Source organism: Paralimibaculum aggregatum (assembly GCF_030270585.1).
Lineage (GTDB): Bacteria > Pseudomonadota > Alphaproteobacteria > Rhodobacterales > Rhodobacteraceae > Thermohalobaculum > Thermohalobaculum aggregatum.
The window spans coordinates 105,620-131,149 of the sequence record NZ_BSYI01000005.1; the positions used below are offsets into that span (position 1 = coordinate 105,620).

General features: G+C 72.4%; 21 protein-coding genes. 12 read left to right on the forward strand and 9 right to left on the reverse strand.

What is annotated here, in order from left to right:
- Nucleotides 1-3,144 precede the first annotated feature (3,144 nt).
- Nucleotides 3,145-5,547: a mechanosensitive ion channel family protein gene (locus tag QSJ97_RS04600; protein ID WP_285670441.1), complete on the reverse strand. Its 2,403-nt coding sequence runs from the start codon at nt 5,545-5,547 to the stop codon at nt 3,145-3,147.
- Nucleotides 5,548-5,765: 218 nt separating this feature from the next.
- Here QSJ97_RS04600 and QSJ97_RS04605 point away from each other — a divergent pair, with 218 nt between their 5' ends.
- Complete coding sequence (locus QSJ97_RS04605) at nt 5,766-6,479, forward strand: DoxX family protein (protein ID WP_285670442.1); 714 nt, start codon at nt 5,766-5,768, stop codon at nt 6,477-6,479.
- 181 nt (nt 6,480-6,660) lie between these two features.
- Here the strand turns inward: QSJ97_RS04605 and QSJ97_RS04610 are convergent, their stop codons facing one another.
- From QSJ97_RS04610 to QSJ97_RS04640, 7 genes are all read right to left on the reverse strand, one after another.
- Nucleotides 6,661-7,857, reverse strand: a complete 1,197-nt coding sequence (locus tag QSJ97_RS04610) for a CaiB/BaiF CoA transferase family protein (RefSeq protein ID WP_285670443.1) — start codon at nt 7,855-7,857, stop codon at nt 6,661-6,663.
- Complete coding sequence (locus tag QSJ97_RS04615) at nt 7,854-8,639, reverse strand: enoyl-CoA hydratase (protein WP_285670444.1); 786 nt, start codon at nt 8,637-8,639, stop codon at nt 7,854-7,856. The genes QSJ97_RS04610 and QSJ97_RS04615 overlap by 4 nt, the downstream gene beginning before the upstream one ends.
- Nucleotides 8,630-9,205, reverse strand: a complete 576-nt coding sequence (locus QSJ97_RS04620; protein ID WP_285670445.1) for a zinc-ribbon domain containing protein — start codon at nt 9,203-9,205, stop codon at nt 8,630-8,632. The genes QSJ97_RS04615 and QSJ97_RS04620 overlap by 10 nt, the downstream gene beginning before the upstream one ends.
- Nucleotides 9,206-9,233: 28 nt before the next feature.
- The gene (locus tag QSJ97_RS04625) at nt 9,234-10,613 is read right to left on the reverse strand and encodes a TRAP transporter large permease (protein WP_285670446.1); all 1,380 of its coding nucleotides are present in this window, start codon (nt 10,611-10,613) and stop codon (nt 9,234-9,236) included.
- Nucleotides 10,613-11,179, reverse strand: coding sequence for a TRAP transporter small permease (locus QSJ97_RS04630; protein ID WP_285670447.1), 567 nt, complete (start codon nt 11,177-11,179; stop codon nt 10,613-10,615). Before QSJ97_RS04630 ends, QSJ97_RS04625 begins: the two co-directional genes overlap by 1 nt.
- A 79-nt stretch (nt 11,180-11,258) precedes the next feature.
- Nucleotides 11,259-12,245 carry a TRAP transporter substrate-binding protein gene (locus QSJ97_RS04635; RefSeq protein WP_285670448.1) on the reverse strand — a complete coding sequence of 329 codons (987 nt, stop codon included), beginning with the start codon at nt 12,243-12,245 and terminating at the stop codon, nt 11,259-11,261.
- Nucleotides 12,246-12,373: 128 nt separating this feature from the next.
- A complete protein-coding gene (locus QSJ97_RS04640) occupies nt 12,374-13,567 on the reverse strand; it encodes a pyridoxal-phosphate-dependent aminotransferase family protein (protein ID WP_285670449.1) in 1,194 nt (397 codons plus the stop codon).
- Between the two features lie 145 nt (nt 13,568-13,712).
- Between QSJ97_RS04640 and QSJ97_RS04645 the strand changes: the two genes are divergently transcribed.
- From QSJ97_RS04645 to QSJ97_RS04675, 7 genes are all read left to right on the forward strand, one after another.
- Entirely contained in the window at nt 13,713-16,631 is a 2,919-nt protein-coding gene (locus tag QSJ97_RS04645) for an FAD-binding and (Fe-S)-binding domain-containing protein (protein ID WP_285670450.1), read from the forward strand.
- Nucleotides 16,628-17,311 carry a GntR family transcriptional regulator gene (locus QSJ97_RS04650; RefSeq protein WP_285670451.1) on the forward strand — a complete coding sequence of 228 codons (684 nt, stop codon included), beginning with the start codon at nt 16,628-16,630 and terminating at the stop codon, nt 17,309-17,311. Before QSJ97_RS04645 ends, QSJ97_RS04650 begins: the two co-directional genes overlap by 4 nt.
- A 95-nt stretch (nt 17,312-17,406) precedes the next feature.
- Nucleotides 17,407-18,015 carry a hypothetical protein gene (locus QSJ97_RS04655; protein WP_285670452.1) on the forward strand — a complete coding sequence of 203 codons (609 nt, stop codon included), beginning with the start codon at nt 17,407-17,409 and terminating at the stop codon, nt 18,013-18,015.
- 157 nt (nt 18,016-18,172) lie between these two features.
- Complete coding sequence (locus QSJ97_RS04660) at nt 18,173-19,153, forward strand: Bug family tripartite tricarboxylate transporter substrate binding protein (RefSeq protein ID WP_285670453.1); 981 nt, start codon at nt 18,173-18,175, stop codon at nt 19,151-19,153.
- 31 nt (nt 19,154-19,184) lie between these two features.
- Nucleotides 19,185-19,709, forward strand: a complete 525-nt coding sequence (locus tag QSJ97_RS04665) for a tripartite tricarboxylate transporter TctB family protein (protein ID WP_285670454.1) — start codon at nt 19,185-19,187, stop codon at nt 19,707-19,709.
- Nucleotides 19,706-21,184: a tripartite tricarboxylate transporter permease gene (locus tag QSJ97_RS04670; RefSeq protein ID WP_285670455.1), complete on the forward strand. Its 1,479-nt coding sequence runs from the start codon at nt 19,706-19,708 to the stop codon at nt 21,182-21,184. Before QSJ97_RS04665 ends, QSJ97_RS04670 begins: the two co-directional genes overlap by 4 nt.
- The gene (locus tag QSJ97_RS04675) at nt 21,181-21,945 is read left to right on the forward strand and encodes a sulfite exporter TauE/SafE family protein (protein WP_285670456.1); all 765 of its coding nucleotides are present in this window, start codon (nt 21,181-21,183) and stop codon (nt 21,943-21,945) included. The genes QSJ97_RS04670 and QSJ97_RS04675 overlap by 4 nt, the downstream gene beginning before the upstream one ends.
- A gap of 25 nt (nt 21,946-21,970) precedes the next feature.
- Here QSJ97_RS04675 and QSJ97_RS04680 read toward each other — a convergent pair whose 3' ends face one another.
- Nucleotides 21,971-22,774 (reverse strand): ABC transporter permease, encoded by an 804-nt coding sequence (locus QSJ97_RS04680; RefSeq protein ID WP_285670457.1) that lies wholly within the window; start codon nt 22,772-22,774, stop codon nt 21,971-21,973.
- A gap of 113 nt (nt 22,775-22,887) precedes the next feature.
- Here QSJ97_RS04680 and QSJ97_RS04685 point away from each other — a divergent pair, with 113 nt between their 5' ends.
- From QSJ97_RS04685 to QSJ97_RS04700, 4 genes are all read left to right on the forward strand, one after another.
- Nucleotides 22,888-23,481, forward strand: coding sequence for a GcrA family cell cycle regulator (locus QSJ97_RS04685; protein WP_285670458.1), 594 nt, complete (start codon nt 22,888-22,890; stop codon nt 23,479-23,481).
- Nucleotides 23,482-23,873: 392 nt separating this feature from the next.
- On the forward strand, nt 23,874-24,350 hold the full coding sequence (locus QSJ97_RS04690; protein ID WP_285670459.1) for a hypothetical protein: 477 nt from the start codon (nt 23,874-23,876) through the stop codon (nt 24,348-24,350).
- An 89-nt stretch (nt 24,351-24,439) separates the two neighbouring features.
- Entirely contained in the window at nt 24,440-24,790 is a 351-nt protein-coding gene (locus QSJ97_RS04695; protein WP_491630628.1) for a GcrA family cell cycle regulator, read from the forward strand.
- A 228-nt stretch (nt 24,791-25,018) separates the two neighbouring features.
- Complete coding sequence (locus QSJ97_RS04700) at nt 25,019-25,516, forward strand: hypothetical protein (RefSeq protein WP_285670460.1); 498 nt, start codon at nt 25,019-25,021, stop codon at nt 25,514-25,516.
- Nucleotides 25,517-25,530 lie beyond the last annotated feature (14 nt).

Genomic DNA, 25,530 nt, shown 5'->3' on the forward strand with positions numbered 1-25,530 from the left:
CGCCCTGCAACCGCGCCATCCGCCGCTCCGCCCTCGCCGCCTGCGACCGGGTCCCTGCCGCCCCCGCCGCCAAGAGCGCCGCGACCGGGACGGCAACAACCGGCGCGGCGCATCCGGAGGCGCACCGCAATCCGGCGGGCCGGCGCCGAACCGGCCCCGCTCCCCGCGATCCCGGGCGCCGCAGGGCCGGGCCAGACACCAAGCCGGGCACGGTCAGCATAGCCGGGGACAAGTGATCACGCCGCACACCAAAGGCCGGCTCGGCGATGATCGCGGCGCCCGGCCCCTGCCAACAGCGCCGCCAGGTGCCAATCGCAGGTCGAGACCATGCCGGCAGCGCCCCCCGGATCGAAGCACCGCCCGCCGGCCCCCAAGCCGGCACCGACACCCGGGGGCCGAAGCACCGCCCGCCGGCCCCCAAGCCGGCACCGACACCCGGGGGCCGAAGCACCGCCCGCCGGCCCCCAAGCCGGCACCGACACCCGGGGCTGAAGCACAGCCCGCCGGCCCCCAAGCCGGCACCGCCACCCGGGGCCGAAGCACCGCCCGCCGGCCCCCATGCCGGCACCGACACCCGGGGGCCGAAGCACTGCCCGCCGGCCCGGCCCATGCCCGCAGCGCGGCTCAGGGCCGATGCGCTGGCCGCCGACAGGGCTCGTGCCAGCAGCACGTCTCGGTGCTGATGCACGGACCGCCGTCCGGGCCCATGTCGGCAGCGCCGCCCGTGGCCGATGCTCCGCCCGTCGGCCCGGCCCCTGCGCGCAGCGCCGCCCGGGCTCGAAGCACCGCCCGCCGGCCGGAGCCATGCGGGTACCGCCACGGCGCCGATGCGCCGACCGCTGTCCGGGGCCGTGCCGGCAGCCCTAGCCGAGCCGATGCACCGACCGCCGGCCGAGGCCGTGCCGGCGCCGCCGCCCGGGGTCGGTGCGATGAACGCCGGCCGGGGCGATGCCGGCAGTGCCGCCTGGAGGCCGATCCGACGACCGCCGGCCCGGCCCATGCCGGCAGCGCCGCCCGGGGGCCGATGCGCCGACCGGCGGCAGAGGCCGAGCGGGCAGCGCTGCCCCGTGGCTGGTGCGCCGACTGCCGACGGGGCTATATTGGCGCCGCCGACCGGGGCCGATGCGCCGGCCGCCGGTCGGGGTCCTGCCGGCAGCGGGTGTCGCGAGGCGCCCGGCGCTGGGTGCATCGGGCCCCGCGGTCCGGGCCACAGGACACGCAAGCCGCCGGTCGCGCATGGCATGGCGTGATGCCGGCGACGCGGTCTCGTTGCGCCTCCCGACGCGCGCCCCGGAGCGACGTCGGACTGGCGGCGGAATGGCGGCGGGTCGGCACCGCGACCGGTCCGCCGCCCCGGGGTTGGCACCGCGCCGCGGCCTATGCGCCGGCAGCGTGACGTGCGCCACCTGAATCGTCGCAGCCGTCATCGGTCGGTCACGGGCCCCGAGCCCGGTTGCCGGAGGCCGGGCGATGCGCCTGTGCCGGGTGGGCTTCCCTTGCCGCAAGGCCGCTGGAGCGCCGCGACGGGGCGGCACGACGCTGGCGGAAGCTGTGTCCGGCAGGATCGTGGTGCGGCCTGCGGAACCCATCGGCGCGCTGCCGGGGCGAGCGCCGGACGGCCCTGCGCCGGCATGACCAGCGTCTCCCGGCGTATCCGGCGGGAAGGCCGGGAGAGCGCCGCTCCGGGGCGGCTTGGCGCTGGTGGAAGCGGTGTGCGGCGGGGTCGCGCCGCGGCCTGCGGAACCGTCCGGTGCGCTGCCATGCGAGCGCCGGTTGGGCGCGGAGGCGGCACGGCCTCCGTCTGCCGGCGCGCCCGGCGGACCGGCCGGGAGAGTGCCGCGACGGGGCGGCTTGATGCTAGCGGAAGCGGTGTGCGGCGGGGTCGTGCTGCGGCCTTCGGAAACGCCCGTTGCGCTGCCGGGTGAACGCCGGCCGGGCTCGGCGCCGGCATGGCCTGCGCCTGCCGGCGGGCCGGGCCGGGAAAGCGCCGCAGCGGGGCGGCTTGGCTCTGGTGGAAGCGGTTTGCGGCGGGGTCGCGCCGCGGCCTGCGGAACCGCCCGGTGTGCTGCCGGTCGTGCTCCGGCCCGGCCCTGTGTCGGCATGGCCTGCGCCCGCCGGCGCGCTCGACGGGCCGGACGGTAGAATGCCGCAGAGCGGCGGCATGACGCTGGTGGAAGCGGTGTGCGGCGGGATCGCGGTGTGGCCTTCGGAACCGTCCGGTGCGCTGCCGGGCGAGCGCCGGTTGGGTGCGGAGGCGGCATGGCCTGCGTCTGCCTGCGCGCACGGCGGGCCGGCCGGGAGAGCGCCGCGACGGGGTGGCTTGATGCTGGCGGAAGCGGTGTGCGGCGGGATCGTGGTGCGGCCTGCGGAACCGCCCGTTGCGCTGCCGGGCGAGCGCCGGCATGGTCTGGCGCCTGCATGGCCTGCGTTTGCTGGCGCGCCCGGCGGGCCGGCCGGGAGAGCGCCGCGTCGGGGTGGCTTGATACTGGCGGAAGCGGTGTGCGGCAGGATTGTGGGGCGGCCTTCGGAACCGTCCGGTGCGCTGCCGGGCGAGCGCCGGCATGGTCTGGCGCCGGCATGGCCAGCGCTTGCCGGCGCGCCCGGCGGGCCGGCCGGGCGAGCGCTGCGACGGGGCGGCTTGGCGCTGGTGGAAGCGGCGTGCGGCGGGATTGCGCTCGGGCCTGCGGAACCGTCCGATGCGCTGCCAGGCGAGCGCCGGTCGGGCGCGGAGGCGGCACGGCCTGCGTCTGCCTGCGCGCACGGCGGGCCGGCCGGGAGAGCGCTGTGATGGGGCGGCTTGGCGCTGGTGGAAGCGGCGTGCGGCGGGAATGCGCCGCAGCGTTGCGGCGTGACGCTGACGGAAGCGGTGTCGGCGGGGTCGCGCCGCGGCCTGCGGAACCCATCGGTGCGCTGCCGGGCCAGTGCCGGCCGGGCCCGGCGCGGGCATGGCCTGCGTCTGCCGGCGTGTCCGGCGGGCCGGCCGGTAAAGCGCCGCAGTGGGGCGGCTTGATGTTGGCGGAAGCGGCGCGCGGCGGCGGGCCGGCCGGGCGCGGCGGCGATGTTCGTGCGGAGGTTCCGGCGGCAATCGTCCGCGGGAACTTTCCGTGCCGTGCCGCGGGGCCGATGCGAACCTTTGTTCCGGCCTCAGCGGGGCTCCTCGGAGCGGCCCTCCGGCGCCGGCGGGCGCTCGGCGGCATCGGCGGCGGCGGCGCCGACCAGGGTCTGCTGCTCCGGCGTCAGCGCGCCCGGATCGCCGTCGAGCTTGACCCGCACCTCCTTGCGCGCGAACTGCAGCCCGTTCTCCTCGAAGGCCTGCTGCACGCGCTGGTAGATCTCCTTGCGCAGGGTCCACTGCTTGCCCGGCTTGGCCATGAACTTGCCGCGGATCACGATGCCGACATCGTCGACCTCCAGCACCCCCTGGCTCTTGAAGGGCTGCAGGAAATCCGCCTTGAAGCGCTCGTCCTCCATCATCTCCGCGCCGATCTTCTTGAAGATCTTCTTGACCTTCTGCAGATCGGTGTCGAAGGGCACGGTGAAGCGCAGCTTCATGATCACCCAGTCGCGGGAATAGTTGGTCAGCTTGGGGATCTGGCCATAGGGGATGGTGTGCAGCCGGCCCTCGTGGTGGCGCAGGCGCATCGAGCGCACCGAGATCTTCTCGACCGTGCCGACGGTGCCCTCGACCTCGACATACTCGCCGGTGCGGAAGGCGTCGTCGATCAGGAAGAAGATTCCGGAGACCACGTCCGAGACCAGCGTCTGGGCGCCGAAGCCGACCGCGATGCCGACGATTCCGGCGCCGGCCAGCAGCGGCGTGGTGTCGACCCCCAGCGCGCCGAGCCCGGTGAGCAGCGTGATCACCAGGATCGCGCCCTGCGCCGAGAAGCTCAGCAGCGGCAGCACGGTGGCCAGCCGCGAGCCGCCGGTGCCGCCGCCCTCGCCGCCGCCGGGCTCGTCCTCGTCCACCGCCGGGCCCTTCTCGCGGGCCAGCAGGCCGTTGATCCAGATCGCCACCGCCTCGATCGCGAGATAGCCCGTGCCGATGATGATCGACGCCTCGATCAGCCGCCCGGTGAAGCGCGCGCCGACGCCGGCCCCGGCCATGTCGGTGAGCGAGAAGCCCCAGATCCGCTGCAGCAGCAGCAGCAGCAGGAACGCCAGCATGATGCGGCCGATCCGGATATAGCCCCGGCGGGTGGCGGCAAAGGCGCGCGCGGCGGCGGCGCCGGCGCCCTCCTCCGGCGGCGCCACGCGATAGACGAGGGCGCGGATCACCCGGTCGGCCGCCGGCGCGAAGATCAGGATCACCAGCGTCAGCGGCAGCCGCCCGTCGAGCAGGTTCCAGAGCCCGAGCCCGGTGAAGACCTCGCTGAGCAGCCAGAACAGCGCGATCAGCGCCATCGCGGCATAGGGATAGGCCTGCGCCAGGCGCCGCTCGGTGCGCGTGATCTCGCCGATATCGCCGATCAGCGAGCGGGTCAGCCCGGCCCGGGTGCGCCAGGCCAGCCAGAGCATCCAGGCATACATCGCCACCGACATCCAAAAGCCGAGGCGCAGCTCGGCCAGCGCGATGCCGTGCCCGCCGACGAAGCTGAGCGCATAGGCCCGGATGCCGACGATGCTGCCGAAGATCACCAGCCCGCGGGCGAGAATGGCGGCGGTCTCGTCGTCGAGATGCAGCAGCCGGCGCTCCGGCGCGCCCGGCGCGAGGGCGAAGCGCGCCACCGCGGCCGATGCCACCGCGAAGCAGATCGGCTCCTTCCAGAAGAAATAGAGCACCAGGTAGTCGTTCGGCCGCGGGCCGTCCGGCCCGGCATCGGCGCCGAGGCGGATCACCGCCCATGTCGCCAGCAGCATCGCGGCGCTTTCGAGCGCGATCCGCAGCGCCCGGCCGCCATGCTCGGCGGCGAGGCTGGCCAGCGGCGCATGCGGCGCGAGCGGCGGGCGCTGCGGCCAGGCCAGCGCGAGGCCCCGCGCCACCAGCCGCCGCACCAGCAGGCCGGCGCCGATCGCCACCGCGAGAACCGCGAGCACATGCAGGATGCCGGTCGTGCCGCGCGGCTCGGCGAAGCGGCTCAGCGCGGTGCCGACCCCGGCGGCGAGATTGGGCGAGACCTCATAGGCCCAGGTCACCGACCGGGCGAAGCCGTCCACCGCGCGCATGGCATTGTCGGAGAACGCGGCGAGGCCGGTGTCCTCGGCCGCCTCGGCGATCTTCGCCACCGCGTCGAGGCGCTCGATCAGCAGCCGGCGGACCTCCTCGTCGGGCAGCTCGGCGACCAGGGCGCGCACCGCCTCGGGGCTGTCGAGGATCGCCTCCATCTCCGACTCGCTGAGCGACTGCGCCTCCTTGAGCGCGGTGCCGGAGCCGGGCAGCGGGGTCGGCCCGGCGGCCGGCGCGGCGAGGCAGAGCGCGGCCCAGATCGCCGCCGCCAGCGCCAGCAGTAGCCAGCGCCCGGCCGCGCGGCGCGCCTCGGCGGATGTCTCGGCTGTTATCTCGGCGACTGTCTTGGCGGGTGTCTCGGCGGATCGCGCTCTGGTCATGTGTGCTCCGGGGTCGGCCCTCTCACCTATGCCCCGGATCGGCAGCGCCGGAAAGGGCCGGCCGGCATTCCGCGGCGCGGCCCGCACCGATGCCGGGGCGCCGCAAGCCCGGCGCAATCCCGGCTCGCGGCGCCGTGCCCCGCAACGAACGGTTCCCGAAGCGGCCGCGCGGGGCTATCACCACCCCGAGCGCAACTTGCCAACCCATGGGGACACCAATGAGAACCCTTCACGATGCCGTCTTCGGCTTTTTCCAGCGCATATTCGAGAACTGGCTGCTCGGCCTGCTCGCCCGCGGCGTGTTCGCGGCGACGCTGTTCATGTTCTTCTACGAGTCCTTCCTCGGGAAGGTCGGCTCCGGCACCGAGGGCCTCCTCGCGGTGCAGGACAGCGCCTATTTCCAGATCCTCGGCGAACGGCTCGGCGAGATGCTGGGCGGCGATGCCAGCGCCATCGAGATGTGGCCCTGGGGCGCGCTGGTGCATCTGGCGACCTATGCCGAGATCGTGCTGCCGGTGTTCATCCTGCTCGGCTTCCTGACGCGAATCTCGGCGCTCGGCATGCTGATCTTCGTCTGCGCGATGAGCTGGGTGAACCTCACCGGCGAGCTGGTGCCGGCGGAGATGATCGCCGACAAGGTGGTGCGCAGCCAGCCGGTGACGGCCGAGACGCTGATCGGCGAGGGCGTCGCGGAGGTGCAGCCGCCGGTCGAGCCGGTGGAGCCGCCGGCGGCCGAGCCGGCGCCCGCGCCGATGCTCGAGCAGGCGCAGACGCTGTTCTTCCTCGATCTCGGCGGCGCCGCGGTGGACCAGCGCGCGATGTGGATCTTCGTGCTCGTCTACCTGATCCTGCGCGGCCCCGGCGCGGTCTCGCTCGACCGGCTGTTCGGCGGCCGGCCCTATGACGACGACGAGTACTACGAGGAGTACTGAGCGCCCGCCGGCCGGCCTGCGGGGCGGCAAGGGCCGCCCCCTGGGCCGCCCCGGAGGCACCCTGGGTGGCAAGGGTCGCCACGGGGGCGCAAAGGCCGGCGCTCGCCGGCCCGGAGGCGCACCGGGCGGCTAGGGTCGCCGCGGCGGCACAAAGGCCGGCGCGCGCCGGCCCGGGGGCGCCCTAGGCGGCGATCGCCGCCCCGGAGGCGAGCAGCGCGGCGATCTCCGCCGCGTCGTATCCCGCCTCGGCCAGCACCTCGGCGGTGTGCTCGCCGAGGCGCGGCGCCGGCCCCTGCACGCCGCCCGGGGTCTCGGAGAACTTCACCGGCAGGCCCAGCGTCGGCACCCGCCCGGCGGTCGGGTGCTCGGTCTCCACCACCATCTCGCGCGCGAGGGTCTGCGGGTCGGCATGCATCTCGGCGATCGAGTTGACCGGGCCGGCCGGCATCCCCCCGGCCTCGAGCGTCGCGAGCCAGTCGGCGGTGCCGCGGGTGCGGAAGATCGCGTTGAGCGCGGCCTCCAGCGCCGCGCGGTTGGCCATCCGGTCGGCATTGCTGGCGAAGCGCGGATCGGCGCCCAGCGCCTCGGCGCCGATCAGGCCGATCATCCGCTCCCAGTTGGCCTGGTTGGCGGCGCCGACGCAGATCCAGCCATCCGCGGTCTCGAAGGCCTGGTAGGGCGCGTTCAGCGGATGCGCCGAGCCCATCGGCCCGGGGCTCTCGCCGGTGGCGAAGGCGATGGCGGACTGCCAGTAGGTATGGGTGATCGCCGCCTCGAAGAGCGAGGTGTCGACGCGCTGGCCGCGCCCGGTCCGGCGCCGGCTCTCGAGCGCCGCGCAGGCCCCCATGGCGCCGAGGATGCCCGCGGTGATGTCGGAGACCGGGGCGCCGACCTTCACCGGCGGCCGGCCCGGCCCCTCGCCGGTGATCGCCATCAGCCCGCCCATGCCCTGCGCGATCAGGTCGAAGCCGCCGCGCGCGGCATAGGGCCCGGTGCGCCCGAAGCCGGAGATCTCGACGAGGATCAGCCCCGGATTGCGCGCCGCCAGGGCCTCGTAGCCGAGCCCGAGGCGCTCCATCGTGCCCATGCGGTAGTTCTCGATGACGATGTCGGCGCCGTCGAGCAGCCGGCCGAGCGCCTCCAGCGCCGGCGCCTGCTTGAGATCGAGCGCGATGCCGCGCTTGCCGCGGTTCATCATCAGATAGGCCGCGCTCTCGTCGCCGACCTTCGGCGGCACCATGCGCCGGGTGTCGTCGCCCGCCGGCTTCTCGACCTTGACCACATCGGCGCCCATGTCGGCGAGCATCAGCCCGCAGACCGGCCCGGCCATGATATGCGCCAGCTCGACGACGCGGATGCCCCGGAGCGGCCCGCTCATTTGCCCTGCCATTCCGGCTGGCGCTTGCCGAGGAAGGCCTCCATGCCCTCGCGGAAATCGGCCGAGAGATAGGTCAAGAGGATCAGGTCGTCGCCCTCGGCGCGCGGGCCGTCGGTGCGCAGCCGCCGCAGCCCCTCCTTGGTGGCGCGCAGGGTCAGCGGGGCATGGCTCGCGAGCTGCCCGGCCAGCGCCGTGGCCCGCGCCGCCACCGCCTCCGGGTCCGCCAGCACCTCGGAGACGAGGCCGATCCGCTCCGCCTCCTCGGCGCCGATCAGCCGCGCGGTGAACAGGATCTCGCGCAGCCGCCCGGGGCCGACGAGATCGGCCAGCCGCCCGAGATTGGCGATCGAGAGGCAGTTGCCCAGCGTGCGCGCGATCGGAAAGCCCCATTTCAGCCGGGCATCGGTGATGCGGATGTCGCAGGCCGCCGAGATCGCCGCGCCGCCGCCGGTGCAGGCCCCGGTGATCGCCGCGATGGTCGGCACCGCGCAGCGCTCGATGTCGCCGAGCACGGCATCCATGCGCCGCTCGTAGCCGAGCGCGTCGGCCTCGCCCTCGAAGGCGCGGAACTCGGTCATGTCGGTGCCGGCGGCGAAGGCGCGCCCGCCGGCGCCGCCGACGATCAGCGCCTTGACCGGGCCGTCCGCCGGGATCTCGCGGCAGATCCGCGCCAGCCCGTCATACATCGCCAGCGTCAGCGCGTTGCGGCTCTCGGGGCGGTTGAAGACGACGCGGGCGATGGCGCCGTCCTCGCTGTAGATCAGATCCTCGCTCACAGGCATCTCCTCAGGCGTTTCGGCATGCGGGACTTCAGAAGGGTCTCGGGCCTCGAGATCTCGCCCGCCTCCCAGAGGGCGGTGCCGAGACGCTCGAGCCGTTCCCAGTCGGCGCGGGTCTTGTCCTCTTGGGCGACGAGCGAGTCATAGGCCTTCCGCCGGTCCCGCAGGAGATGTGCAGTGTGGCGGCAGTCCTGGCAATGGTGGCACTGCACGTCGCAGTAGAAGCCGAGCTCCTCGATCCAGTGCTTCTGCTCCAGCGCGAACCACAGGAACCAGCGCGCGCAGCTGCGGCAGCGCATCGCCATGTCGACATAGACCCGCCGCGGCGCGAAGGCGTAGCGCTGCCGGGTCAGGTCGGCGGCGATCGCGGTCTCCGGGAAGATGCTGGCGCCGCGATAGCCCGGATAGGCGCGCAGGATCTGCGCCTCGGTCCAGCGCTCGGCCGAGAGGATCGGCCGGTCGCCATAGCGCGGATGCCGGACGAAGCGCCCGGGCGGCACGCGAGGCGAGCGCTTCAGGCTCCGCTCGCGCCTGCGCCGCTTCCGCGCGGCCGCCTTCCCGCTCAGCATCGGCCCAGCCTCTCCTGCAGAACCCGCCTCACCGGTAGAAATAGTCCACCAGGAAGAGCGGGATCTGCGGGATGTAGGTGCACATCATCAGCACCGCGAAGAGCACGCCGACGAAGTAGATGTTGACCTTGCTCACCTCCCAGATGTTGGCCCGTGCCACCGCGCAGGCGGTGATCAGCACCGAGGCCACCGGCGGCGTCTGCTGGCCGATCGCGAGGTTGAGCGTGACCACGAGGCCGAAATGCACCGGGTCGATCCCCGCCGCGGCGATCAGCGGCATGACGATCGGCACCACGAGGATGATCGCCGCCGCCGAGTGCAGGAAGAAGCCGATCACCAGGAAGAACACGTTGAGGATCGCCAGGATCACCCATTTGTTCGAGGTGATGCCGAGCAGCCAGGCGGCGAGGTCCTGCGGCACCTGCGCCCGGGTCAGGAAGCCCCCCATCAGCACCGAGGCGGCCACCAGCAGCATCACCACCGCGGTCTGCATGCCGCCGTCGAGCATGGCGCGGCGCAGATGCCGGAAATCCATCTCGCGGTACCAGATGCCGACGCCGATCGCCGCCAGCACCGCCAGCCCGGCGGCCTCGGTCGCGGTGACATAGCCGCCGAAGATGCCGCCGAGGATGATGATCGGCAGCGAGAAGGCCGGCAGCGCGTCGAGGAAGGTCGCGCGCAGGCGGGCGATGTTGAAGGCCTCCTCGGTCGGCAGGTCGTAGCGCCGCGCCAGCATGTAGGCCACCGCCATCAGCCCCGCCGCGCCCATCAGCCCCGGCACCACGCCGGCGACGAAGAGCTGCTCCACCGAGGTGCCCTCGGCCGAGGTGGCATAGAGGATCATCGGGATCGAGGGCGGGATGATGATCGCGAGGCTCGCCGAGGACGAGGTCACCGCCGCCGAGAACGGCCCGGAATAGCCGCGCTTCTTCATCTGCGGGATCAGGATCGAGCCCATCGCCGCGACATCCGCCACCGCCGAGCCCGAGATCTCGGCGAAGAACAGCGAGACGCCGATGTTCACCATCGCCAGCCCGCCGCGCACGAAGCCGATCAGCGCCGAGACGAAGTTGATCAGCCGGTCGGTGACGCCGCCGGCATTCATGATCGCCCCGGCCAGCACGAACATCGGGATCGCGATCAGCGAGAACTTGGTCGAGCCGTCATACATGTCGAGCGCGACGGTCACCAGGCTGTCGACGCCCTCGGTCAGCAGCAGCCCGAGGATGCCGGCCACCGCGAGGCCGACCGCGATCGGCACGTTGAGGCAGATCAGCACCACCAGCGTGGCGAAGATCACCGGGATCAGCGCCGCCTCGGAATAGAGCGCCGGATCGGCCCAGACCGCGCCGAGATAGCCCAGCGTGGCCAGCGCCGAGGCGCCGAGGATGAGGAGAACAACCCGCATCAGTTCGTCCTGCCCTTCTCGGCAGCGAGCACCGCCGCCTTCTGCATCTCGGTCTCGACCTCCTCCTCGATCTCGGCATGCTCGAGCGAGACGCCGCGCGCGGTCTTGGTCCAGTATTCCGGCAGGCTCAGCAGCTCGCAGACGATGAACAGCGCCGCGCCGACCGGGATCACCGACTGGGTGAACTGGATTGGCACCCAGGTCAGCGAGACCAGCCGCTCGCCCTCCAGCACCTCGAGCACCTCGAGCCCGGTGGTGGCGAGCAGGTAGAAGAAGCCGAGCACCACGATCTCGGCGAGCGCCAGCGCAACCATGCGCCACGGCATCGGGATCGCCAGCAGCACCGTGTCGAAGCCGATATGGCGGCGCTTCAGCGCGGCCAGCGCGGCGCCGTAATAGGTGATCCAGGACAGCAGGATCGCCGCCACCTCGTCATACCAGGAGAGGCTGTTGCCGGAGATCCGGAACATCACGGCGACCATCACCACGACGGTCAGGATCACCATGAGAAGGATCACTGCCCATTCGAGCAGGATCTCGAGGCCGCGGGCCGTCGTTCTCAGCATGGGGTGGGTCTTCCGGAGGGGGTTGTGGAGAGAGGCGCGGCCCCGCCGGGACCGCGCCGCGAACCGCTACCGGCCGGGGTCAGGAGCCGCCGGCGAGCGACTGCACGGTGTCGATCAGCGCCTGGCCGCCCTCGACCGATGCCGCGAACTCCTCGTAGATCGGGGCCGAGGCGGCGATGAAGGCTTCCTTGTTGGCCTCGTTGACCTCGACGCCCGCCGCCTTGATCACGTCGAGCAGCTCGATCTCGAGCTGGGCGGCATGGTCATAGACGAAGGTCTGGGTCTCGCTGGCGCAGGCCTGCACGGTTTCCTGCACATCCGCCGGCAGCTTGGCGAAATGCTTGGCCGAGGTCAGCACATAGGCCGGCGTGTAGACGTGGCCGGTGATCGAGAGGTACTTCTGCACCTCCTGGAACTTGGCGCTGGCGATCTGGGCATAGGGGTTCTCCTGCCCGTCGATCACCCCGGTCTTGAGCGCGGTGAACACCTCGGAGAAGGCCATCGGCGTCGGGTTGGCGCCGTAGAGCTGGAACATCTTGACGCGCCAGGCGCCCTTCGGCGTGCGCAGCTTGATGCCGGCAAGGTCCTCCGGCATCGAGATCGGCCGGGTGTTGTTGGTGATGTGCCGGAAGCCGTTCTCCCAGTAGGCGAGGATGCGGTAGCCCTTGGCCTCGGCGGCCTGCTGGAAGGTGCCGCCGAGCTCGGCCTGGACCCGCTTCATGTGCTCGCGGTCCTGGATGATGTAGGGCATCTCGAAGATGCCGAAGGTGTCGGCCACCGAGCTCATCACCGAGGACGGCAGCGCGAAATCGACCTGCCCGAGCTTCAGCTTCTGCAGCAGCTCCTTGTCCTTGCCGAGCTGGCTCGAGCCGAAGGTCTGAACCTCTCCGGCATCGCCGAGGCGCTCGTTGGCGCAGGCGGCGAAGGCCTCCACCGAGGCCTCGAACAGCGAGCCCGGCTTGCCGACATGGCCGAACTTGAGCGTCACGCCCGCGGCGGTGGCGGAGCCGGCGAGAAGCGTCGCGGCTGCGGCAGCGACGAGCGCCGTGGTGGTCCTGGTCAGCATGGTTGTGATCCTCCCTGGTATCGTTGCGGCCTCTCTGGGCCAGTGGATCGGCGCGGTCGCCCCCTTTTCCGGGGGTCTTGGCGTCTGTCGTACTCTCTTCGTGTCCCTCTGTCTGTCCCCCGGTGCCGTCACGCGGCGCGCGGCGCCTCCGTCTCGGTCAGGTGGTTCATCGCGGCGCGGGCGCCGCCCGGCCGGTGCGGCACGCCGGCGCGGGCGAGCCCCATCTCGATGCCCGACAGCGTCGCCATCAGCATCAGGTCGTTGAAATCGCCGAGATGGCCGATGCGGAACACCTTGTCGGCGATCTTCGAGAGCCCGTTGCCGAGCGACATGTCGAAGGCCTCGAGCACGGTGGCGCGGAAGGCGTCGGCCGAGTGCCCCTCGGGCATCAGCACCGCGGTCAGCACGCCCGATTCGTGGCCCTGCTTGTTGCAGAGCACCTCGAGCCCCCAGGCGCGCACCGCCGCACGGGTCGCCGCACCGTGGCGGGCATGGCGGGCGAAGACGTTCTCCAGCCCCTCCTCGTGCAGCATGTCGATCGCCTCGACGAGGCCGTAGAGCATGTTGGTCGCCGGCGTGTAGGGGAAATAGCCCTTGCCGTTCGGCCCCAGCATCTCGTCCCACGACCAGTAGGACCGCGGCATCCGCGAGGCCTCCGAGGCCGCCAGCGCCTTCGGCGAGAGCGCGTTGAAGGAGAGCCCGGGCGGCAGCATCAGCCCCTTCTGGCTGCCGGTGACGGTGACATCCACGCCCCAGCCGTCATGCTCGTAGGGGATCGAGGCGAGCCCGGAGATCGTGTCGACCATCAGCAGCGCCGGATGGCCGGTCTCGTCGATCGCGCGGCGGATCTCGGAGATCGGCGAGACCGAGCCCGTCGAGGTCTCGTTGTGCACCACGCAGACGGCGCGGATCTCGTGCTCGCGGTCCACGCCGAGGCGCCTCGCGATCGCCTCCGGATCGGCGCCGGAGCGCCAGTCGCCCTCGATCACCTCGGGCTCCAGCCCGATGCGCCGGGCCAGCTTGGCCCAGAGCGAGGCGAAATGCCCGGTCTCGTACATCAGCACCCGGTCGCCGGGCGAGAGCGTGTTGACCAGCGCCGCCTCCCAGGCCCCGGTGCCGGAGGCCGGATAGATCACCACCGGATGCTCGGTGCGGAAGATCGACTGCATGCCCTCGAGCGCGCGCCGCCCGAGCCCGGCGAAATCCGGCCCGCGATGGTCCATCACCGCGCCGTCCATGGCGCGCAGGATGCGGTCCGGCGTATTGCTGGGCCCCGGGATCTGCAGCATGTGCCGCCCGGCCCTGCGCCGCGGTTGATCCATGTCTCGCCTCCCTCTCGCCGTGGTGCCGGCGCTGCGGCCGCGTCACCTGCGGGCTTGCCCGCTCCTGCGGGTCATGTTCTAACTGTATACAAAATACAGGATACGCACCGGTGTCAACCGGGCGATGCAGACAAGGGCGGGAAACATGACCGACAGCCGGATGCCCCCGGTCGCAGGCCGGCTCGCGGAGGCGCTTGGGCCGAGGGTGCTGTCCGGCGCCTTCGACCGCGGGCGCTATGCCACCGATGCCTCGATCTACCAGGTGACGCCGCAGGCGGTGGTGGTTCCGGAGAGCCTCGCCGATGTCGAGGTCGCGCTCGACGTGGCGCGGAGCGAGGGCGTGCCGCTGCTGCCCCGCGGCGGCGGCACCAGCCAGTGCGGCCAGACGGTGAACGATGCCGTGGTGCTCGACCTCTCGCGCAACATCAACCGCATCCTCGAGATCGACCCCGAGGCGCGCACCGCCACGGTGGAGCCCGGCGTCGTGCTCGACCATCTCAACGCCGCGCTGAAGCCGCACGGGCTCTGGTATCCGGTCGACGTCTCGACCGCCTCGCGCGCCACCATCGGCGGGATGACGGCGAACAACTCCTGCGGCGCGCGCTCGATCCGCTACGGCATGAGCCGCGACAACGTGCTGGCGATCGACGCGCTGCTGGCCGACGGCTCCCGCGCGCGCTTCGGCGCGGTCGATCCCGAGGCCCTCGGCAACACCCCGGCGGATGCGCTGTTCCGCGACCTGCTGGCGCTCGGTGCCCGCGAGGCGGCGGAGATCGAGGCGCGCACGCCGAAGGTCGCGCGCCATGTCGGCGGCTACAATCTCGATGCGCTGCTGCCCTCGGCCCGCGGCGGGCGTCCCAACATGGCGGAGATCCTCGTCGGCTCCGAGGGCACGCTGGCGTTCTCCGAGCGGATCACGCTGAAGCTCTCGCCGCTGCCCGGCGAGAAGGTGATGGGGGTCTGCCATTTCCCCAGCTTCCGCGCGGCGATGGAGGCGGTGCAGCACATCGTGGCGCTCGGCCCCACCGCGGTCGAGCTCTTCGACCGGACCATCCTCGAGCTCGCCCGGCGCATCCCGATGTTCCGGCCGTCGCTGGCGAAGTTCGTCCGCGGCGAGCCGGAGGCGCTGCTGATGGTGGAGTTCGCCGAGACCGACCAGGCCGAGAACCTGCGCCGGCTCGCGGGGCTCGGCGCGCTGATGTCGGAGCTCGGCTTCGGCTGGGGCGTGCCGGGCAAGGCCGAGGGCGGCGTCGTCGAGGCGCCCGAGCCGGCGCTGCAGCGCGAGATCACCGAGGTTCGCAAGCAGGGCCTCAACATCATGATGTCGATGACCACCGAGGCCAAGCCGGTCAGCTTCATCGAGGATTGCTGCGTCGACCTGCCCGACCTCGCCGACTATACCGACCGGCTGCAGGAGATCTTCGCCCGCCACGGCGTCTCCGGCACCTTCTACGCCCATGCCTCGGTGGGCACGCTGCATGTCCGCCCGGTGCTGAACCTCAAGGAGCAGGCCGGCGTCTCGACGCTGCGCGCCATCGCCGAGGAGACCTTCGAGGTGGTGCGCCATTACCGCGGCGCGCATTCCGGCGAGCATGGCGACGGCATCATCCGCTCGGAGTTCCACGAGAGCATGCTCGGCGGGCGCATGGTGGCCGCCTTCGGCGAGGTCAAGCGCCGCTTCGACCCGGACGGCATCTTCAACCCCGGCCGCATCGTCGACCCGCCGCGGATGGACGACCGCAGCCTGTTCCGCTACCGCCCCGGCTATGGCTGGCCCGAGCGCGAGAGCGTGTTCCGCTGGCCCGCCCATGGCGGCGCCGGGCGGGGCCTGCAGGGCGCGGTGGAGATGTGCAACAACAACGGCGCCTGCCGCAAGCTCGGCGAGGGCGTGATGTGCCCCTCCTACCGCGTGACCCGGGCCGAGCGCGATCTCACCCGCGGCCGCGCCAACACCCTGCGCCTCGCGATGTCGGGCCAGCTCGGGCCGGGGGCGCTGACCTCGGACGAGATGGCCGAGACGATGAAGCTCTGCGTCTCCTGCAAGGCCTGCCGGCGCGAATGCCCGACCGGCGTCGACATGGCCAGGATGAAGATCGAGGTGCAGGCGGCGCGGGCCGCGGCGCGCGGCGTCGGCCTGCGCGAGCGGCTGGTGGCGCATCTGCCGCGCTATGCCCCCTGGGCGCGCTATCTGCCCTGGGCGATGAACGCGCAGCGCTGGCTGCCGGGGGCTGCCTGGGCCGGGGAGCGGCTGCTCGGCCTCGCCGCCAGCCGGCCGCTGCCGCGCTGGCCGTTCGACAGCTACCACCCCGCCGCGGGCGCCGCCGAGGCGCCCGAGGTGCTGCTCTTCGCCGACACCTTCAACCGCTATTTCGAGCCGGAGAACCTGCGCGCCGCCGAGCGCGTGCTGGCCGGTGCCGGGCGCCCCTTCGCCCCGGCCGGCCCGGCGCGCGGCCGGCCGCTCTGCTGCGGGCGGACCTATCTCGCCGCCGGCATGGTCGACGAGGCCCGCGCCGAGATGGCCCGCACCGCCGCGGCGCTGCGCCCGGCGCTGGAGCGCGGCGCCGCGGTGGTCGGGCTCGAGCCGTCCTGCCTGCTCACCTTCCGCGACGAGGCGCCGGCGCTGCTCGACGACTGGCCGGAGGCGCTCGGCGCGCGGGTGATGCTGTTCGAGGAATACCTCGCCGAACGGCTCGATGCCGGCGATGCGCTGCCGCTCGGCCCGGTCCGCGCCCGGCGCGCGCTGCTGCACGGGCACTGCCACCAGAAGGCGTTCGGCCAGATGGCGCCGGTGCAGCGGCTGCTGGCCCGCATTCCGGGGCTGACCACCGAGCTGGTGCCCTCCTCCTGCTGCGGCGGGGCGGGGGCGTTCCAGTATCAGGCCGAGACCGCGGAGACATCCCGCGCGATGGCCGAGCTCAGCCTGCTGCCGCGGGTGCGCGGCGCCGATCCCGAGACCGTGATCCTGGCCGACGGCACCTCCTGCCGCCATCAGATCGCCGACGGCGCGGGGCGGCCCGCCGCCCATGTCGCCACCCTGCTCGCCGCCGCCATGGAGTCCGCATGACCGATACCGCCACGCCGATCGCCGCCATCGACCGCCGGCCGCTTGCCGCCGAGCTCACCGACCGCCTGCGCGTGCTGATCATCGAGGGCACGCTGCCGCCGGAGGCCAAGCTCAGCGAGCAGGCGCTCTGCGCGCGCTTCGCCGTCTCGCGCACGCCGCTGCGCGAGGCGCTGCGCAGCCTCGCCGCCGAGGGGCTGGTGGTGATGCGCCCGGGGCGCGGCGCGGCGGTGGCGCCGCTGACGCTGGCCGAGCTCGACGAGCTGTTCCCGGTGATCGGCGTGCTGGAGGGGCTGGCCGGCGAGCTCGCCGCGCGCAACATCACCGATGCCGGCATCGCGCGCCTGCGGATGCTGCAGGCCGAGCTGGTCGCGCAGCACCGCGCCGGCGACCTGCCGGGCTATCTGCGCACCAATGCCGAGATCCACGCCGCGATCCGCGAGGCCGCCGGCAATGCCACGCTGTCCGCCTCGATCGCGCATCTCGATGCCAAGCTGCGCCGCGCCCGCTGCCTCGCCAACCTCTCGCCCGAGCGCTGGGCCGAGGCGGTGGAGGAGCACGCGCTGATCCTCGATGCGCTGGCCGCCCGCGACGGCGCGCGGCTCGCCGCGGTGCTGCGCCGCCACCTCGCCAACAAGGGCGCGGCGCTGACCCGGCAGTTCCGCGCCCGCGGGGTGAATTGAGCGCCGCCGCGGCGGGTCGGGTCTGCGCGGGCTTGCCAGCCGGGCGGCCCGGGCACAGAGTGAGGAGGCCATTTCCGTGAAAGGAGGCCGATCAGATGTCAGCCCTCCCGCCGACCTCCCTCGTCTGCTTTCCCACCGAGGGACGCGGCCTCGTCGCCGGAGACTACTGGCGCGGCGGCGATCATGCGCTGCTGCTGGTGGGCGAGGGGTCCAGCCCCTGGGCGGCGCAGATCGGCGAGCTGGTGGCCGGCGGGCTCACCGTGCTCGAGCCGAGCCTCTCGGCGCTGCCGGCCAAGGCGCCCGAGGAGGCGCTGGAGCGCCTCGCCCGGATCATCGCCGGCGGCGTGGCCTATCTGCGCACCGATGGCGCGAAGGCGGTCTCGATCCTCGGGGTCGGCGCCGGCGCGGCGGCGGCGGCGGAGGCGGTGCTGGCCGGCCTGATCGGCAATGTCGAGACGCTGATCCTGCTCGCGCCGCCAAAGCTCTCGGGCCCGATCGGCTGCATCTCCGGGCGGGTGATCTTCGTGGTGGCCGACGAGGACGAGGCCACGGAACATGCGGTGCGCCAGCACACCATGGCGCCGGACACCACGCAGCTCACCGTGTTCACCGGCGACTATGCCGCAGCGGAGCTGTTCGACAGCCCGCATGCGGGCCGGTTGCTCAAGCTGATCCGCGACGCCCTGCCCCCGATCCGCGGCTGACGGTGCCCGCATCGCCCCCGAAGCCGGCGCCGCGATGCCCCCTGCGCGCCCGGAAAGGGTTGCGCCATGCGGTTTTTCGGGCAGGATCGCAACGGAAGCAGAATGAGGGTGCCGCCGATCCCCGGCGAGCGCCCCGATCCCAGGGAGGAATATCCGAATGAAGGCACGTCTTGCCGGCCTCGCGGCCATGACCCTTGCAGCGGCCACCGCCACGGCCGCGCTCGCCGAGTATCCCGAGCGCTCGATCACCATGGTGATCCCCTATGGCGCGGGCGGCGCCACCGACATCTCGGCGCGCACCATGGCCGAGCCGATCGGCAGCCTGGTGCCGGAGCCGGTGGTGATGATCAACCGCACCGGCGCCGGCGGCGCCACCGGCTCGGTCTCGGTCAAGAACGCCGATCCGGACGGCTACACCATGCTGTTCGCCCGCGTCGGCTCGCATACCGTGAACCCGGCGATGAAGGCGACGCTGCCCTACACGCTCGACGATTTCGACTTCGTCGGGGTCTACGAGATCAACCCGGTGGCCTGCGCGGTGCGCACCGACAGCGACATCGCCTCGATGGAGGATCTCGTCGCCAAGGTGAAGGCGGAGCCAGGCCGGATCTCCTATTCCTCCTCCGGCGTCGGCTCGCTGCTGCATCTGGCGGGCGCCATGGTGCTGAAGAGCTTCGGCGTGGAGAAGCCGCTCGAGCAGGCGGTGCACATCCCGATGAAGGGCGGCGGCGCGGCGGCGACGGCGGTTCTGAGCGGCACCGCGAGCTTCATCTGCACCAACTCCTCGGCGCTGGCGAGCTTCGTCTCGAACCAGCAGCTCAAGCCGCTGATGGTGACCACGGCCGAGCCGGTCGAGGGGTTCGACGCGCCCTCGGCGGCCTCGCTCGGGCATCCCGAGCTCGAGCAGCTGGTCGGCTGGACCGGGATCGCGGGCCCCGCCGGCATCCCCGAGGAGGTCGCCGAGGCCTGGCGCGGCTGGCTCGCCGAGGTGGTGGCCGACGAGGCCTTCGTCAACGCCATGGAGGCCCGCGGCTCGGTGATCCGGCTGATGGACCCGGCGGAATCCAACGCCTTCATCCGCGGCCAGTACGAGGTGTTCCGCAAGCTCGTCGACGATCTCGGGATGCGGATCGAGTGAGCGCCGCGGCCGCAGCACCGGGGGCGCCGCGATGATGCGCCCCACGCATGACCGCGCGCTCGGGCTCGGCATCGCCGGCTTCTCGGCGGCGCTGATCTTCTGGGCGGTGCCGGGCTATGTGGTGAGCCCGGAGGGCGGCTCGCTGGTGCTGCGACCGGATTTCTGGCCGACCATCCTCGGCTGGCTGCTGCTCGGAGCGGGGCTCGCGGTGGCGCTGCAGGGCGCCGTCGCCTCGCGCGCCGCGCCCGACCCGGCGGCCGCCGCGGCCGATCCGGCCGATCCCGCCGATGCCGAGTTGGCCGCGGCGGCGCGCGGCGGGCTCTGGCGGCTCGCCGGCCTGCTCGTCCTGCTGATCGGCATCGCCTTCCTGGCCGAGCGCTTCGGCCTCGTATGGGCGTCGGTGATCGGCTTCTGGGCGCTGGTCGCGATGGTCCGCGCCGAACGGCCCTGGCTCGGCCTCGTCGTCGGGGTCGTGCTGCCGCTCCTGCTCTATGCCTTCTTCGCCAAGTTCGCGGGCGTGCCGATCCCGCAGGGCGTTTATGTGAGATTGCCGTGAACGCCTATACCCTGTCCCAAGCCTTCGATCTCGTCGCCACCTGGGAGAGCCTCGCGGCGCTCGCCGTCGGGCTCGTCGCCGGGGTGATCGGCGGCGCGATACCGGGCATGTCGGCCACCATGGCGGTGGCGATCACCCTGCCCTTCACCTTCGCGCTGCAGCCGATCACCGGCATCCTGCTGCTGCTCGGGGTCTACAAGGGCGGCATCTTCGGCGGCTCGATCCCGGCGATCCTGATCAAGACGCCGGGCACCCCGGCCTCCTCGGCGACCACGCTCGACGGCTACCCGATGGCCGAGAAGGGCGAGGCCGGCCGCGCGCTGACCATGGCGCTCTACGCGTCCTGCATCGCCGATCTGCTGTCGAACCTGGCGCTGATCCTGGCCGCCGGCTGGCTCGCCTCCTTCGCGCTCTCCTTCGGCCCGCCGGAGTTCTTCACGCTGATCCTGTTCTCGCTGACGATCATCGCCGGGGTCTCCGGCGACAGCCTGCTGAAGGGGCTGGCCTCGGCGGTGCTGGGGCTGCTGCTGGCCACCGTCGGGCTCGATCTGGTCTATGGCACCGACCGCTTCACCTTCGGCGAGCCGAACCTGATGGGCGGGCTCAACTTCATCGCCGTGCTGGTCGGTCTGTTCGCGCTGCCCGAGGTCTTCGCCTATGTCTACGCGCCGCGGGAGATCCACGGCCGGGTGCGCTCGGTCACCGGCACCGCCGCCTCGCGGGCCGACGTGATCCGCTGCCTGCCGACGATCCTGCGCGGCTCGCTGATCGGCGTGGTGATGGGCTCGATCCCCGGCATCGGCGCCGCGCCCTCGGCCTTCCTGAGCTATTCCGAGGCGCGGCGGACCTCGAAGAACAAGGCGAATTTCGGCAAGGGCGAGATCGAGGGCGTCGCCGCCTCGGAGAGCGGCAACAACGGCGTCGCCGGCGCCACGCTGATCCCGCTCTTGGCGCTCGGCGTGCCGGGCGACGTGATCACCGCGATCATCATCGGCGCCTTCATGGTGCACGGGCTGCAGCCGGGGCCGCTGCTCTTCGCCACCAACGGCTCGCTGGTCTATGCGATCTTCATGGGGCTCGTGCTCTCCTCGGGGCTGCTGCTCTGCATCGGCTGGTTCGCCACGCGCGCCTTCCGCCACATCGCCGACCTGCCGAAATCCATCGTGATGCCGGCGGTGCTGGTGCTGTCGATCTTCGGCGTCTACGCGGTCAACAACACCACCTTCGATCTCGGCGTGATGTTCCTGATGGGCGGCGTCGGCTACGGCATGATGCTGCTCGGGGTGCCGGCGGCGCCGTTCCTGATCGCCTTCATCCTCGGGCCGCTGCTCGAGGACAGCTTCCGCCAGGCCATGCTGATGTCGGGCTCCTCGCCGGAGATCTTCTTCCGCAGCCCGATCACCTGGGTGTTCTGGGGGCTGACCGTTCTCAGCCTGGTGTTCCTGCTCACGGGGCTGAGGCGCAAGCCGGCATGAACCTGCCCGACGGGGTCGATCCCGCGGCGCTGGCGACGGTGCTGGCGATCTTCTTCGGCGGCGGCATCGTGAAGGGCGGGCTCGGCTTCGGCCTGCCGCTCGCCACGATGTCGATGCTGCCGCTGGTGATCCCGGTGGACATGGCGCTGGCGATCAACGTGATCGTGCAGCCGGCGACCAATCTCGGCCAGCTGATCGCCGCCGAGAACCCGGCCGCCACGATGCGCCGCTTCGCCCCGGTCTGCCTGACGATGGCGGTCGGCGTGGCGATCGGCACCGCCTTCGTGACCGGGCTCGACCCGGAGAGCCTGACCCTGCTGCTCGGCGTCTTCGTCACCGCCTTCTGCCTGATCTCGCTGCGGGGCGTGTCGCTGCCGATCCCGCCCCGGCGCGAGCGGCCGGCGGGGCTGGCGGTCGGGCTGCTGGCCGGGGCGATCGGCGCGCTGACCACCGCCAGCGGGCCGATCCTGGTGATCTATCTGCTCGGCCTCGGGGTCGACCGCCGGGAGTTCCGCGCCGCCATCGGCTTTCTCTTCATCGTCTCGGGGGCGATGATCGTCGGCGGGTTCTGGAGCGTCGGCTTTCTCGACTGGTCGCGCGCCGGGCTGGCGCTGCTCTGCATGGTGCCGACCTTCCTCGGCATGGCGATCGGCAACCGCCTGGCCCGGCGGCTGCCGCCCGAGGGCTTCCGCACCGCGGTGCTGATCGGGCTGTCCTGTCTCGGCGCAAACTTCCTGATGCGCGGGCTCGGGGTGCTCTGAGCGCCCTGCCCGCCGCGCTTCGGCGTCAGCTCTTGAGCCGATAGCCGCGGGCGAGCCAGCTGAGCGCGATGGCGCCGAGCAGCAGCACCACCGCCAGCGCCAGCACCAGCCCGACCCAGGGGCTGCTGTCGGAGACCCCGAGCACGCCGAAACGGAAACCGTCGATCAGGTAGAAGATCGGGTTGGCATGGCTCAGGGCCTGGAAGGTCTCGGGCAGCCGCTCGATCGAGTAGAAGGTGCCGGAGAGGAAGGAGAGCGGCGTCACGACGAAATTGGTGATCGCCGCCATCTGGTCGAACTTCTCGGCATAGATCGCCGCCAGCAGCCCGAGAAGCGACAGCATCAGGCTGCCGAGCACCACGAAGGCCAGCGCCCAGAGCGGATGCGCGACGCCGATCCCCACCACCGGGAACACCAGCAGCCCGACCGCCAGCGCGCAGGCCAGCCCGCGCGCCAGCCCGCCGAGGGCATAGCCGGCCAGCACCTCGCCGGGGCTGAGCGGCGGCATCAGCGTGTCGACGATGTTGCCCTGCACCTTGGCGATCATCAGCGAGGAGGAGGTGTTGGCGAAGGCGTTCTGGATCACCGCCATCATCAGCACCCCCGGCGCCAGGAACTGCTCGAAGGGCATGCCGGAGATGCCCTCGCGCCCCTTCCCGAAGGCCAGGGTGAACACCACCATGAACAGCACCGAGGTCGCCACCGGGGCCATGATGGTCTGGGTATAGACCGCGAGGAAGCGCCGGATCTCGCGCGTCGCAAGCGTCTGCAGCCCGAGCCAGTTGACCCGCCCGAAGCGCCGGACCCCCATTCCGCGCAAATCCGCCATGCACCTGCCTCCCCGGCATGCCTGCCGCTCTTGTTTGCCCTGACCCGGCGCTTACCATATAGAGGCACGGGCGGAAAAGCGGTGCCGCCGCCCGCGGGTGAGGGGAGGCCTGTATGAGCTGGACGGACGAGCGCGTGGAGAAACTGAAGGAATTCTGGGCCGAAGGCATGAGCGCGAGCCAGATTGCCAAGCAGCTCGGCGGCGTGACGCGCAATGCGGTGATCGGCAAGGTGCACAGGCTCGGCCTCTCCCACCGGGGCAGCAACGATGGCGCGCGCACGGCGGAGGAGCCGGCCGCGGCGGCCGAGCCCGAGGCCGCCGCCGTTGAGGCGCCCGCGGCCGAGGCGCCGGCGGCCCAGCCTGCCCCCGAGGCGGCCGCCGAGCCCGCGGCGCCGGAGCCGGCCGAGCCGGTGCGCGCCGTGCCGGTGCCGCGCGACCCGACGCAGCCGCGCAGCCCGGGCCTGCCGACCCCGGAGGAGGAGGCGGCGCGCGTCACCCTCGTGGAGATCGAGAAGATGGCCCGCAAGCTCGACCTGCTGGAGCTGACCGAGCGCACCTGCAAATGGCCGATCGGCGACCCGGCCGAGGACGGCTTCCATTTCTGCGGCCTGCCCGCGGTGGCCGGCAAGCCCTATTGCAAGCACCATGTCGCGGTCGCCTTCCAGCCGATGTCGACGCGGCGCGACCGCTCCCGCGCCGGGCGCTGACCCGGCGCGCCAGGCCGGGCCGCGCGGACGCGGCGTGCGGCGTTCGGCGGAAGCGAGGGTTTGCGCGGGTGTGCGCGGCCGGGCGCGCGGCCTGACCGGGCCCGCGACCCCTCCCGGGCAGCGCCAGCCCGCGGGCAGGACCCGGGCGGTCATGGCCCAAGCGGCCGCGCGCCGCTGACGATCCGCCAGCAGCCTGCACCCGGCCGGTGCCATCCGCTGCCATCCGCGCAGCCCGTGGCTGCCGGTGCGACCAATTTCCCGCATGTCTGCTCCAAATTACCATCTTGTTGCCAAGGTCTCATCGTAAACTGATGCAAATTGCAGATATCCGGACAGGTTCCGGTAAGGTGTGACGGTCCGTTCGGTCAGGCAAGACAGGTGGAGTGAGTAGCATGTGGGAACTGGAGGCCTTCGTCCGCGACGACAGCGGCAGCGCGACGAGCGACTGGGTGGCGCTGGCGGCCGGCATCCTGCTTCTCGGCATGATCGTCATCTACGGGATCTACGACCGCGGCGTCGTCGGCGTGGTCGACGACATGAACACCGAGCTCTCGGCCTTCGACCTCGACCAGCCCGATGCCGGCCTCGACGCCTATGGCAGCCGCGGCGCCGCCGCGCCGGCGGGCCAGCCGGAGGGCGCGGGCACGGCCGAGACCGTGCTGGTGCCGTCCTATGCCTGCGACGGCGGCGGCGCCTGCATCTACGACACCGATGGCGACGGGCTGGTGGACGCGATCGGCGGCCCGGACGGCCCGGTCCAGGCGACCGGCCCGGGCGGGATCGGCAGCAGCGTGCACGGCCAGCCGCTCGCCGCCGCCGCGGCCGGGGCCGGCATGCCGGTCAGGCCGATCTCGGCGCGCGACCTCTGACCCGCCCCGGCCGCCGCCCGGTTCCCCCTGCCCCGATTCCCCCTGTCCCGGTTCCCCCTGCCCCGGCGCCCCCTGACCCGGCGCTTGCCATATGGAGGCACGGGCGGAAAAGCGGTGCCGCGGCGCCGGAGCCGGCCGAGCCGGTGCGCGCCGTGCCGGTGCCGCGCGACCCGACGCAGCCGCGCAGCCCCGGCCTGCCGACCCCGGAGGAGGAGGCGGCGCGCGTCACCCTCGTGGAGATCGAGAAGATGGCCCGCAAGCTCGACCTGCTGGAGCTGACCGAGCGCACCTGCAAATGGCCGATCGGCGACCCGGCCGAGGACGGCTTCCATTTCTGCGGCCTGCCCGCGGTGGCCGGCAAGCCCTGTTGCAAGCACCATGTCGCGGTCGCCTTCCAGCCGATGTCGACCCGGCGCGACCGCTCCCGCGCCGGGCGCTGAGCCGGCCCGGCGGCGCGCGCCGCCGCCCCCGTTCCGGCTCCCGTTCCCCGCTGCCGGGTTGACGGCGCCCCGCCCGGTGCGGTGGCGCCGTTGCCTTGGGCTGCGCGAAACCACCATGGTGCGGCCGCAAAACGGTCTCAATTCAAAGCGTATCGTTCAGTTCCGGACGCGATCCGGTTTTTTGCGTGATTCCGTGTCCGGTCTGGTGGGACAAGTGGAGTTTGTAACGTGAGGGAACTGAAATCCTTCCTTCGGGAAGACAGCGGCGCCGTGACCATCGACTGGGTGGCGCTTTCCGCAGGCATCCTGCTGCTCGGGGTGGCCGTGGTCTACGCGATCTTCGAGAGCGGCGTGGTCGGCGTCGTCGACGACGTCAACACCGAGCTGGCGGCACTCGATCTCTCGTCGCTCGACACCGATCTCGACGCCTTCGGCGGCGGGGACGGCGAGAGCGGCGGCGAGGAGGAAGAAGAGGGCCAGTCGAATGACGAGGGCCCGCCGCTGCCCGACACGCCGTTCGAGCCGTCCTTTGCCTGTCAGAGCAACGGCAACTGCGTCTTCGACACCGATGGCGACGGGCTCGTGGATGCGATCGGCGGGCCCTCCGGCCCGACCCAGGCGACCGGCCCGACCGGCACCGGCAGCGGCCATCATGGCCAGTCGCTCGCCGATTCGGCGGCAGGCGCCGGCGTGCCGGTCAAGCCGATCTCGGCGCTCGGCCTCTGACGCGCCGCGCCCGC